The organism is Methanoculleus sp., from assembly GCF_036677455.1.
Taxonomy (GTDB): domain Archaea; phylum Halobacteriota; class Methanomicrobia; order Methanomicrobiales; family Methanoculleaceae; genus Methanoculleus.
In genome coordinates this window covers 24,086-35,350 of record NZ_JAVBWL010000042.1, presented here as the reverse complement: position 1 = coordinate 35,350, position 11,265 = coordinate 24,086, and the positions used below count along the sequence as shown (strand labels likewise).

Genomic DNA, 11,265 nt, shown 5'->3' with positions numbered 1-11,265 from the left:
CGGATCAACTCAAGAATCTGTGGCATACATGACCTCCGTCCGGAGGAGCAATAGGGGGTGAGTCATTTAATCGTTTCGTCAAAAATTGGGGGTGCCGGTGCCTGCATGCCCGGCTCGTATCATACGTTCAGCCGATTTCAGCGTGCTGCCATCGGCATTGCGCTCTTCTTCGCCTGCTCGTAGCTGCTTCCGATGCTTGAGAGTTCGTCGCTGCTCATCTTCTGTTGCATCTGCGGGAAGATCTTCTCCTCCTCCTCGCTGATATGGTGCTCCACGTTCTCCTGAATCACCTTCAACTTCGCCACCCAGACGTCCTCCTCTGAGGACGATGCGCTGTCGAGCTGGGAAAGCAGCGTCTTGACCGCGCTGTGCTCTTCGATCGATTCAAGCGCCATGTCCCGCATATCCGAATCTTCTTCGAGCCTTGGATACAGTGCTTTCTCCTCCCCGATCATATGCGGTATGAGGTTCTCCTTCATGGAATTGTATTTCTGCTCCCGGCTGCTCGTGCCCTTGCCTGATAGTTCCGAGAGTTGTGAGAGCACCATCTCGTGCTCCTGTTTCAGGATCTCAATAACGCTCTGTGCCATTGCGTTCAACTCCCCCCTTGTAGGGGGGCCAGCATGGGCGTGTCCGGTATATATAGATTAAGCCCGGATCCCGATCCAGACCCGCACCGTCTCCATTCGGGAGCTGCAGGGTCACCGGAGCGATCGCAGGTGGGCTTCCCTTTCCGCCTCTTTGCATCGGTCGCTGATCTGAAGAAGAGTGTCGTCCATCGGATAATCCATAAATGGAGGAGGCGCATACGGTATCATCATGCCGAAAGAGGAACCGGACGCTTCGAATACTCAAACGAAACTCCGCCGCGAGCTCGGTCTGCCCGCAGTCACCCTCTCGGGTGTGGGGATCATCCTCGGGGCCGGGATCTACGCCCTGCTCGGGGAGGCAGCCGGCATGGCCGGCAACGCCGTCTGGCTCTCGTTCGCCATCGCCGCCACCATCGCCGGGTTCAGCGCCTTGAGTTATGCCGAGCTCTCGTCGATGTATCCCCGTGCAAGCGCCGAGTTCGAGTACGTGAGAAACGCCTTCGGGCGGCGGCTCGCGTTCGTCGTCGGCTGGCTGATCATCTTCTCAGGCATCCTCGGCGCCGCGACCGTCTCTCTCGGGTTTGCCGGCTACTTCTCGGACCTTGTCGGCTTCCCGGTCCTTCCCTCCGCGATCCTGATCCTCCTGGTCCTTGCCGGGATACTCTTTGCCGGCATCAAGGAGACCGCCGGGGTAGCCATCACCATGACGCTCATCGAGATCGGCGGTATCGTCATGGTCATCCTGATCGGCCTCCCCTACCTCGGGCGGGTGGACTATCTTGAACTGCCCTATGGTGTCCCCGGCCTCCTGCAGGCGTCTGCACTCGTCTTCTTCGCCTATATGGGGTTTGAGGAGATGGTGAAACTCTCGGAAGAGACCAGGAACCCGGAAAAGAACATCCCGCTCGCCCTGATGATCGCGCTTGCCATCTCCATCGTCCTCTACATGCTGGTCTCCCTTGCCGCCGTCTCGGTCGTCGGATGGGAGCAGCTCGCCGCCTCCAGGGCACCGTTCGCCGAAGTCGCATCCGTCGCCCTCGGCCCTGCGGCGTTCACCCTCATATCCGTCATTGCCCTCTTCGCCACGGCGAACACCGCCCTCTTGATGATGATGGCGTCCTCCCGGATCATGTACGGTATGGCGTCCTCCTTCTCGCTCCCTTCGCTCTTCGCCCGGGTGCATCCCCGGACACGGACGCCCTGGACGGCAATCATCGCTGTTGCGCTCGCTTCCATGGTCTTCCTCTTTGCCGGCGAGATCGACTTCGTCGCGAGCATCACCAACTTCACGCTCTTTGTGACGTTCGTCGTCATCAACGCATCCGTGATCCTGCTCCGATACCGTGCGCCGGACGTGCGCCGGCCCTTCCGGATACCCGGCAGCATCGGGACCCTGCCGGTTCTCCCGGTCGTCGGGATCGTCTCAAGCCTCTTCCTCCTTGTCCAGCTGGACTTTCTGGTGCTGCTGGTCGGCGGGGCGCTGGTCGTTCTCGGGGGAGGGATTGCACTCCTGGGGGGAGAGCGGGTTCGTGAGGCGGCGTAGGGCCGAGAAAAGTGGGGCCTGGGCCAGTCCCCTAACTCCCTCTCTTCTCGCCGGCCAGGTAGCGTTCGACCGGTCCAACTGCTTCCAGTCTGCCCTCGTTTAAGACCGAAACCGCGCCATGGCCGCAGGCGACCAGGCACCGGCGGCCGCGTGGAGCGAGGTCTTCGTCCGTCTCCCGGATCAACTCCAGCAGCGCCTTACGCTCCTGGCGTGCACGGTCGCTGTCGACGTTGACCGATGTCACCAGCTGGTCAGCCAGCGAGTTGTAGCGCTTCCGGTCCTCGTCGAGGCTCCCGAAGTTGATCAGCGTATCGGCGGTGAAGATGATCCCGTGCTCCGGACAGAAGAGGTAGACCTGGCCGTGCATGTGCCCCCCGAGGGACTCGAGGACCTCGAACTCAAGGTCGTGGACCGAAAAACGGGCGAGGACGGGGAAGATCGACCGTGTGCCGAGCGCCTCTGCCGGGAAGAGTTCAAGGTTCTCCGGCGGCGCGAAGTGCGAGAAGAGGTTGATGATCGTCGTGTAGACCTCCTCGAGGATCGAGGACTCGCTGCGTGAGCCATAGGCACGGTTCGCCCGGCGGATGATCTCCTGTGACCCCGCGTGGGTATACGCTGTTGCATCAAAGAGCCCCCCCGCCCCGCAGTGATCCGCATCGGCATGGGTGAGGTAGATCCTGCAGATCTTGCTGAGGTCTCCGAGGCCGTAGTGCTGGAACATCCGCACGGCGTCATCGTGGTAGATCCCGTATCCCGTATCGATCATGACGGTCTCGTCCGGGGCACGGAGCAGGAAGATATTTCCGCCGCCCGGCATCTGGAAGCAGAAGACCTCGACGTCGTCGGCGAGATGGATCCGCTGGACGTCCGCGTAGAACTGTTCTCCGGTGGTGTTGCAGAGCGTCCTTCCTGTGAGCAGGACCCACTCGAAGACCTCTCTCGGGTCCTGGCCAAGGTTGTTCAGCTCCTGGACGATGTGGTTGACGTCCTGCAGGAGAGAGAGCAGGAACTCATCCTCGGCCGTCCCGATCAGCCCTCGCACCGCCTGGGCGAACCTGATGTAGAAGACGGTGTCGTCGAGTTCTTCGCCGGTCGTGTCGTACTCGAGGATCTCGAGACGGTAGCGTGACTTGAGCCGGTCGAGCAGGCTCTCCACGACAGCAGTCTCTTCAACGTTCAGGCTGATCGTGACCCTGCCCGAGTCGCAGTCGCACCTCTGGTCGTCGAAATCGATGTAGGCGATGTTCGCCCCCGCCCCGGTGATGTAGGTGAGGAGTTCAAAGAGCGATCCGGGTTCGTGGGGGAGATATACGGAGAACTTGAGAAACCCGAGCGTGGGTAGCGATTCCTGGAGGTAGCCGATCGCGTGGAGGTCTTCCTTCATCCGGCAGTAGGTCTCCGGCGTGGCGGTCACCTCGAAGAAGACCGTGGCGGGATCGATCCGGCGGTCGTACTGGATGCGGATGATGTTGCCCGAGTAGGACTTGACGATCTCGGCCGCGCGGTGCAGCGCGCCCGGTTTGTCGGGCATTCTGGCGACAAAGGAGTATTTGTTCACCCGGTTCACCTTATGATTTTTATACATGAGCCGTCGTTCTATAAGCGTTTTTTTGTGTGGACCCGGCAGACGAAGGAAAAGAGGGATCATGTGCCGGGTTCCCCCTTGTTTGTGCCGGCCGATCACGCCGGGGCAATCTTCTCGCGCACCGTCTGCGCCCAGGCACGGACGGCCTCCCAGTTGCGGAAGTCCCCGGTCTTTGCCCGGATGAGCTTGGTGATGGTCCGGTCGGAAAAGGAGAGGCGGTCGCTCTCCAGTTTTCCCGGAAAGATACCGATCTCCACCGGGTTGACGAGCATTCTGACCTGGTCCATCGACGCCTCCGCGTTCCTGAGGGTCTCGGGTCCTCCATCGGAGACCGTGAGCCCCACGGCGAAGTACGCGACCGGGATGGTGCGGAGGATCTGCTGGTTCCTCTCGATGAAGACCTGCGACTCCGGGAGCCATTTTCCCATGTAGATCGGGCTCCCGATGATGGCCGCCCGATAGGGGGAGAGATCCTCGAGATCGTTCACCGGCCGCACATCGACCGCAACGCCTGCTTTGCGGAGCTCTTCGCCGATCGCCCCGGCCACCTCTGCGGTCGAGCCGTAGCGGGTGGCATAGGCCACAAGGATCCTGTCTGCCATAGTACCATTATCTCTCGTTCAGCCGCCCTTAAACATTACCGGAGGATATTCAGGTTAGGTTCTTATGCGTTGCGTACCCCTTAGGGTTCGATGGCGACGAGAGAAGAGGGTGCCGGGGTATGGTACCACAGAGGTCAGGCTCTCTGCATCTCAAGGGACTACGATAGGGCGGTCGTCTGCTACGATAAGGCTCTTGAACGCTCTCCCGACGACCCCGTCCTCTGGCGGCGGAGGGGTTTTGCTCTCATGAAAGCCGGCCGTTGCGACGGGGCGGCCGCCTCGTTCGATCGAGCGCTCGCGCTTGCTCCCGACGATGCGACGGCCTGGCAGCGGAAAGGATACGCTCTTGCCGCCATGGGGAGGAACGAGGATGCCCTTGCCTGTTATGAGAAGGCGCTCACCCTGGACCCGCATCACATCCTCGCCTTGCAGAGCCGGGGCCGGGTGCTCGGGGTCATGTGCCGCTACGATGAGGCGGCAACCTGTTATGAGGCCGTCCTCACGATCGACCCGGGGCGCGGGTCTGCAGCCTGGCTCCTGGAGCGGATGCAGGAGAGGGGGGATATCGAGGCGCTCGCATCCGAGATCCGTGAGGCGGAACGGTTCGTCGAGGTGCCAGCCTGCGTCCGGGAGGTCGTCACCGAGCGGGACTACACCAATGCCGGGATCGCGCGGGCGGTGCTCCGGGAACTCACCCGCCGTGCGGAGAAGTCGACTGCCCCCCGACCGTGAGCGCCCCGGAGCAGCGCCGGCACCCATCCTATCGTTCCTTTCTTCACCCGGACAAGTTATGGGCGAATACGCGAAAAACAGGTGATATATGACAACTCCACCTCCACGCCCAGGCTCGATCCTCGATGAGACCCTGGAAGAGATCCGGGAGATCCTCGGCGGCGATCTCGATTCCATCACCGTGGAGCGGGTCGTGATCGGTATCATCTTTTCCGGCGTCAAACTCAGCGACGGCTCCGGGGGCCTCTGTTTCACCCCGATCAAGGAGATCCCGGAAGCGGTCTGCTGCCCGAGTTCGGCCCGCGCCATGCCCTACCCCGGCCGGTTTACGGGACGAAGGGCCGCGGAGTTTCTCCGCGACCTCCCCCATGCGCCCCCGCTCAAGAAGGCGGTCGGCATCGCCATCCTCAACGCGCTCTCGGAGTCCTGCTGGAAGCGCCGGCCCGACTACATCCGGGAGACCGGGCGGGACATCCTCGATACCGTGCCGCTGCCCGGGGACGGATACGTCGTGGTGGTGGGGGCGCTCGTGCCGATCATCCGGCGGCTCAAGGCGCGGGGGAAGCCGTTCGGGATCCTTGAACTCGATCCGCGCACGTTGAAGCCCGACGAACTGCGCTATGCCGTCCCTCAGGATGAGGCTGATGCAGAGGTCAGCAGGGCCGATATGCTCGTCATCACGGGCACCACCCTCATCAACAACACGCTCGAACCCCTGCTTGGACTCGCCCGGCCCGGTGCTTCGATCGTTCTCGTCGGGCCGACCGCCAGCATGCTGCCGGACGCATTCTTCCGGCGCGGCGTAACGATGCTGGGTGGGGATATCGTCACCAACCCCGATGCGCTGCTCGATACGATCGCCGAGGGCGGTTCCGGGTACCACTTCTTCGGCAGATCCGCGGAGAAGGCGACCATCCGCCGGCTGGAGACCCCCTGAACGAACCTTTTTACGACATCTTCTGGAGCGGATCCGTCTCCGGGGCACCGCCCCGTTCACCCGTCGGCGTCTGCGCTGGCGGACGGTCTTGCCGCTCTCTTCGACCGATCGTTATTTCAGGTGGTCAGGGAAGTTAATTACTTTTTATTAATATTTCAAAAATAAAAGGTTATTTATTTAACCCTGGGGAAGAACCAATATCCCTACATGGCGGATGCAGAACTGACGGGATCACCTCTTATGGCACCAACCGGCGCTTCAGCTGAGGACCGATTGCAGACAGCCGGTGCAGCATCGACCCCGTCCGTATCGGATCGAGACCTGCCCGATTACCGGTTCCGTTTTATCATTCTGATACTCGCCACCGCCCTCTGCGTCCTCGGATCGTTTGCCGTCGGCAGGTTCTCGCTCGCCGTCTCCGACGCCGTTCTCATCCTCCTCTCGCCGTTCGTTTATTCTTTCGTGTCACTGGATATCCCGGTCCTGGACGACATCATGCACATTCTCCTCTCGCCGTTCATTCCCGTGGCGGAGACCTGGGACGAGGCGATGTACAGCGTCGTCTTCAACATCCGCCTGCCGCGGATCCTTGCGGCACTTCTCGTCGGGGCCGCCCTCTCGACGGCCGGCGCCGCATACCAGGGGATGTTTCAGAACCCCCTGGTCTCTCCCGATATCCTCGGGGCATCCGCCGGTGCCGGTTTCGGCGCAGCCCTTGCCATCTACCTCTACCTCGGGACCGGGGCGATCACGACCTTCGCGTTCGCCGGAGGCCTTGTTGCGGTCGGCACCGCGTATGCGGTCAGCCGCCTGACGAGAGGAAACCCCACCCTCGGGATGGTCCTTGCCGGAATCCTTGTCGCCAGCCTCTTCTCCGCATCCACCTCCTACATCAAACTCGTCGCCGATACCAACGACCAGCTGCCGGCCATCACCTACTGGCTGATGGGCAGCCTTGCCGGCGCGACGATGGAGGATGTCTGCTTTGCAGGCGTGGTGATCGTCATCGGCCTCATCCCCCTCTACCTGCTCCGCTGGAGGATGAACGTCCTCACCCTCGGCGAGGACGAGGCGAAGAGCATGGGGATCAACACCCACCTGCTCCGGTTGGTCGTGATCCTCTGTGCAACGCTCGTCACGGCGGTCGCCGTCTCCATCTCCGGCATCATCGGCTGGGTCGGCCTCGTCATCCCGCACTTCTGCAGGATGATCTTCGGCTACGACTACCGGAAGATCATCCCTGCGGCAGTGATCATGGGCGGCGGGTTTCTCCTGCTGGTGGACAACTTCGCCCGGACGATCGCAACCACCGAGGTGCCGCTCGGCATCCTCACCGCGTTCGTCGGAGCGCCGATCTTTGCCTATCTGCTGATGATGGGAGGGAGACGGTCATGAGCCTGGAGATATCCCACCTCTCCTTTGCCTACGGCAGGCGTACCCGCCTGGTCCTGGACGATCTCTCGTTCTCGGTGAAGGAAGGGGATCTCCTCGCCGTGCTCGGGCCGAACGGAGTCGGGAAGAGTACGATGTTCCGGTGCATCCTCGGATTTCTGCGCAACTACCGGGGCAGTATCCGGCTGAACGGCCGGGATATCAAGACGCTCGATCACAAGGAGATTGCCAGGCATGTCGCCTACATCCCCCAGTCGACGTATCCCGTCTTCAACTACACGGTGCTGGACGTGGTCCTGATGGGCCTGACCAATCAGGTGCGCCTGCTTGGCACGCCGAAGCAGAACCAGATCGATGAGGCGTATGCGGCGATGGAGAGCCTCGGTATCGCTCATCTCCGGGATGCGGGATACGGCGAGATCAGCGGCGGCGAGCGGCAGCTTGCCCTGATCGCCCGGGCACTCGTGCAGAAGGCAACGATCCTGATCATGGACGAGCCGACGGCAAACCTTGATTACGGCAACCAGTTCCGGGTGATGTGCCGGATATCGGATCTCGCGAAGGATGGCTACATCATCATCCTCTCGACCCACAACCCGGACCATGCGTTCCTCTACGCGAACCGGACGCTGATGATCTACGGCGGGAGGGTGATCGCCGACGGAACGCCGGAGGATGTCCTGGACGCCGACCTGATCAAGGAGGTCTACGGCGTGGATGTACATATCGAGGATTACCAGTACGGCTCACGCCGCCACAACCTCTGCATCCCGATCGACGGTGGGGTCGGGAAGCATGAGTAGCGCATGAGTAGCATATATGTTAATTTATATGTTTTTACTAAACAAAAAATGTAATGTAAATTATTTAATCTCCCTGCGCCTAGATCACACCTGCAATAGAGTTCCCGTTTTCCGGGAGGTACGTGTATGAGAAACGTTACAAAGATCCTCATGGTTCTCGTTCTCCTCTTCGTCACCGTCGTCGCATGCTGCGGCGCCGCCGACGTCGGGGAGACCCGGACATTCGTCGACGATATCGGCCGGGAGGTTATCCTGCCGGTCGAGATCGACGCGGTCTCGCCGTCCGGCCCCCTGGCACAGATCGTACTCTACTCGCTCGATCAGGACCTCTTCGTGAGCGTCTCGAGTGATTTCACCGATGCCCAGGCAAAGTACATCGATCCCCGGCTTCTGACGCTTCCGGTCACCGGCCAGTTCTACGGCTCCAAAGCCTCGACCATGAACCCTGAGTCGATCATGGAACTGGACAAACAGCTCAAGATCGACGTGGTTCTGGACATCGGCGAGGCAAAGCCGACCATGAAGGCGGATCTCGATGATATCCAGTCCAAAACCGGTGTGGCGTTCGCGTTTGTCACCCAGAACAGACTCGAGGATATCCCCGGCTCCTACGTGAAACTCGGGGAACTCCTTTCCCGCCCGGAACGCGGCCAGGAACTCTCCGACTACGTCTCCGCACTCCTCGCCGAGTTTGATGCCGGCATGAAGGAGGTCGGCGAGAATAAGAAGTCCCTGATCTACGTGACCGTCATCGACGGCAACTCCGTATCCATGATCGGAGAAGGGTCGTATCATGCCGAGGTAATCGATTATCTCGGTGAGAACCTCGCGCAGCCCGCGAAGACCGGCAGCGGGACGGGCGACGAGTACACGATGGAGGATATCATTCAGTTGAATCCCGACTACATCATCGTGGAGTATGCCGACGGGCACGCCAAGTACAACACGATCATGACCGACCCGATGTGGCGGTCGCTCTCCGCGGTCAAGAACGGCAATGTCTACGAGGCGCCTAACGGCCCCTACAACTGGATGGGCGGCCCGCCGTCGATTCAGCGGCTGCTCTCGATGATCTGGCTCGGCAACCTGATGTACCCGGACGTCTTCGACTACGACATCGATGAGCGCGTCAAGGAGTTCTACTCGCTCTTCTTCAAATACGACCTGACGGATGCGGAGCTGGACGACCTGATGGTGTATGCAAAGCCTGCACCGGTGTCTGCGTCGGCACAGGCAACGCAGGCCCCGGCCCCGCTCTTCGGCGTTCTTGCAGGTCTTGCTGCAGCAGCGGTTGTTGCCGGATGGGGACGCAACCGGTGAGTTTGTATGGCGGTCGACCATATCGCTCTCTGGGACGAGCAGCACGAGGCGGCGAACCGCCAGAAGGAGACCTGGAATGACGGCAAAAGTTTCTGGGAAGACCCGGAGAACATTCGCCGGTTTGTGGACCGGCTGATGAACGGCGACCGGTCGCGCATCGTTGACCAGATTGCGGCGATGCAGATCCCTCCCGGGTCCACGGTGCTCGACATCGGGGCGGGTCCGGGGACCCTCGCCGTCCCCCTTGCTCTCGCGGGCTGCGACGTCATGGTCGTGGAGCCGTCCGCCGGGATGCGGGCCGCGATGAAGGAGTACCGGGAGTTCTCCGGGGCTCCGGAGATCCGCGAGATCCCCTCCCGGTGGGAGGATGCGGACCCTGCGGAGGTGGGGACGCACGATGTCGTCGTCGCTTCGTTCTCGCTCGCGCTCGACGACATCGGCCCTTCCCTCAAAAAGATTGACTTGGCGGCGAAGCGGTCGGTGCACCTCTTCTGGTTCCTGACGCCGCCTGCGTGGACTGGAGCGAACTTCAGTCTCTGGCCGAAACTCCACGGAAGCGAGTTTGCTGCCGAGCCGACGGCGGATCTCCTCTGGAACTGTCTCTGCCAGCTCGGGATCTACCCGGATCTCACGGTCGAAGACGTGGAGAAAGGGCAGCGCTACCCGACCGAGGAGGAGGCCGTTGCCGACTACTGCCGGCGCCTGTATGCCCGGGACGACCGGCAGCGGGAGATCGTCACGGCGTTCGTGCACGAGCGGATTATGCGAACCAGGACCGGGTTCTGTATCCCGGGGTCATCGAAGACGGCCCATATCCGGTGGGAGAAGTTCCCCGGAGCAGGAGAGAGATCCGGTCACGTTTTGTGATTTCTAGCGAGGTAGTATGCAGTATGAAACCCCCGGTGCCTCCGGCACCACGATCGATTACGCCCGTTTGTGGGATGAACAACATGCCCGTTCTTTTGCACAGAAGGAGAAGTTGGGCGAGGAACGCGGGAAGTTCTGGTCGAACCCGGATGTGGTCGACCGGTTTGTCCGCAATGTCATCTCCGGAGACCGGTCCCGTATCGAGAGCCAGATCGCCGGGATGCAGATCCCGCCGGACTCATCGGTCCTCGATATCGGTGCGGGTCCGGGGACCCTTGCGGTTCCTCTTGCTCTCGCGGGCTGCAGGGTCACGGTTGTCGAGCCGTCGGCCCCCATGGGTGCGGCGATGGAGAACTACCGCCGGCAGGTGAACGCTCCTCCGATCCGTGAGATCCGCGGCTGCTGGGAGGATGTCAGCCCGGAAGAGGCGGGGGTGCACGACATCGTCATTGCCTCGCGGTCTCTTGTCATGGGCGATATCCGCACCAGTCTCCTCAAGATGGATGCGGCGGCAGAGCACGCGGTACACCTCTACTGGTTCTTCTCCTCCCCGTCTGCTTCGGGAGGTAACGACGAGCTCTGGCCGGCGCTGCACGGCGAGCCCTACTACAGCGAAGCGAACGCCGGTCTCTTATGGAACGTCCTCTGCCAGCTGGGCATCTACGCGAACGTGCAGGTCGAGACCCGGGACAGGAGCAAGCGCTACTCCAGGCTTGAAGACATGAAAGAGGATTATTACGCCCATCTCTCCGTTACGGAGGACTGGCAGCGGGAGATCGTCGATGAGTATCTCCTGGAACGGGCGGTCAGGGAAGGTTCGGAGTACGTTCTCCCGGGCTGTTCGCGAACCGCTCACATCTGGTGGGAGAAGGAAGAAGGGTGATCCCACCCGAA

11 protein-coding genes are annotated in these 11,265 nt (G+C 61.4%); 8 read left to right on the top strand and 3 right to left on the bottom strand.

Going from position 1 to position 11,265, the window contains the following annotated elements; genetic code table 11:
* Positions 1-137 precede the first annotated feature (137 nt).
* Positions 138-590, bottom strand: coding sequence for a hemerythrin domain-containing protein (locus V6K60_RS09550; protein WP_332450292.1), 453 nt, complete (start codon positions 588-590; stop codon positions 138-140).
* 229 nt (positions 591-819) lie between these two features.
* On the opposite strand from V6K60_RS09550, the gene V6K60_RS09545 reads away from it, so the two are divergent.
* Positions 820-2,133: an APC family permease gene (locus tag V6K60_RS09545; protein WP_332450291.1), complete on the top strand. Its 1,314-nt coding sequence runs from the start codon at positions 820-822 to the stop codon at positions 2,131-2,133.
* A 31-nt stretch (positions 2,134-2,164) separates the two neighbouring features.
* Here the strand turns inward: V6K60_RS09545 and V6K60_RS09540 are convergent, their stop codons facing one another.
* Together V6K60_RS09540 and V6K60_RS09535 are read right to left on the bottom strand one after the other, a co-directional pair.
* The gene (locus V6K60_RS09540; RefSeq protein WP_332450290.1) at positions 2,165-3,718 is read right to left on the bottom strand and encodes an MBL fold metallo-hydrolase; all 1,554 of its coding nucleotides are present in this window, start codon (positions 3,716-3,718) and stop codon (positions 2,165-2,167) included.
* 95 nt (positions 3,719-3,813) lie between these two features.
* Entirely contained in the window at positions 3,814-4,320 is a 507-nt protein-coding gene (locus V6K60_RS09535; protein WP_332450289.1) for a flavodoxin domain-containing protein, read from the bottom strand.
* 90 nt (positions 4,321-4,410) lie between these two features.
* Between V6K60_RS09535 and V6K60_RS09530 the strand changes: the two genes are divergently transcribed.
* The 7 genes from V6K60_RS09530 to V6K60_RS09500 all read left to right on the top strand — a co-directional run bounded on the left by V6K60_RS09530 (position 4,411) and on the right by V6K60_RS09500 (position 11,254).
* Entirely contained in the window at positions 4,411-5,052 is a 642-nt protein-coding gene (locus V6K60_RS09530) for a tetratricopeptide repeat protein (RefSeq protein WP_332450288.1), read from the top strand.
* 88 nt (positions 5,053-5,140) lie between these two features.
* A complete protein-coding gene (locus tag V6K60_RS09525; protein ID WP_332450287.1) occupies positions 5,141-5,989 on the top strand; it encodes a DUF364 domain-containing protein in 849 nt (282 codons plus the stop codon).
* 240 nt (positions 5,990-6,229) lie between these two features.
* On the top strand, positions 6,230-7,384 hold the full coding sequence (locus V6K60_RS09520; protein ID WP_332450286.1) for a FecCD family ABC transporter permease: 1,155 nt from the start codon (positions 6,230-6,232) through the stop codon (positions 7,382-7,384).
* A complete protein-coding gene (locus V6K60_RS09515; protein WP_332450285.1) occupies positions 7,381-8,184 on the top strand; it encodes an ABC transporter ATP-binding protein in 804 nt (267 codons plus the stop codon). The genes V6K60_RS09520 and V6K60_RS09515 overlap by 4 nt, the downstream gene beginning before the upstream one ends.
* A 126-nt stretch (positions 8,185-8,310) precedes the next feature.
* Complete coding sequence (locus V6K60_RS09510; protein ID WP_332450284.1) at positions 8,311-9,504, top strand: ABC transporter substrate-binding protein; 1,194 nt, start codon at positions 8,311-8,313, stop codon at positions 9,502-9,504.
* 6 nt (positions 9,505-9,510) lie between these two features.
* Positions 9,511-10,371: a class I SAM-dependent methyltransferase gene (locus V6K60_RS09505; protein WP_332450283.1), complete on the top strand. Its 861-nt coding sequence runs from the start codon at positions 9,511-9,513 to the stop codon at positions 10,369-10,371.
* A gap of 16 nt (positions 10,372-10,387) precedes the next feature.
* The gene (locus V6K60_RS09500; protein WP_332450282.1) at positions 10,388-11,254 is read left to right on the top strand and encodes a class I SAM-dependent methyltransferase; all 867 of its coding nucleotides are present in this window, start codon (positions 10,388-10,390) and stop codon (positions 11,252-11,254) included.
* Positions 11,255-11,265: the final 11 nt, after the last annotated feature.

Coding starts and splice junctions, on each gene's coding strand:
- V6K60_RS09550 (WP_332450292.1), bottom strand. CDS start 590: ATGGCACAGAGCGTTATTGAGATCCTGAAACAGGAGCACGAGATGGTG.
- V6K60_RS09545 (WP_332450291.1), top strand. CDS start 820: ATGCCGAAAGAGGAACCGGACGCTTCGAATACTCAAACGAAACTCCGC.
- V6K60_RS09540 (WP_332450290.1), bottom strand. CDS start 3,718: ATGTATAAAAATCATAAGGTGAACCGGGTGAACAAATACTCCTTTGTC.
- V6K60_RS09535 (WP_332450289.1), bottom strand. CDS start 4,320: ATGGCAGACAGGATCCTTGTGGCCTATGCCACCCGCTACGGCTCGACC.
- V6K60_RS09530 (WP_332450288.1), top strand. CDS start 4,411: ATGGCGACGAGAGAAGAGGGTGCCGGGGTATGGTACCACAGAGGTCAG.
- V6K60_RS09525 (WP_332450287.1), top strand. CDS start 5,141: ATGACAACTCCACCTCCACGCCCAGGCTCGATCCTCGATGAGACCCTG.
- V6K60_RS09520 (WP_332450286.1), top strand. CDS start 6,230: ATGGCACCAACCGGCGCTTCAGCTGAGGACCGATTGCAGACAGCCGGT.
- V6K60_RS09515 (WP_332450285.1), top strand. CDS start 7,381: ATGAGCCTGGAGATATCCCACCTCTCCTTTGCCTACGGCAGGCGTACC.
- V6K60_RS09510 (WP_332450284.1), top strand. CDS start 8,311: ATGAGAAACGTTACAAAGATCCTCATGGTTCTCGTTCTCCTCTTCGTC.
- V6K60_RS09505 (WP_332450283.1), top strand. CDS start 9,511: ATGGCGGTCGACCATATCGCTCTCTGGGACGAGCAGCACGAGGCGGCG.
- V6K60_RS09500 (WP_332450282.1), top strand. CDS start 10,388: ATGCAGTATGAAACCCCCGGTGCCTCCGGCACCACGATCGATTACGCC.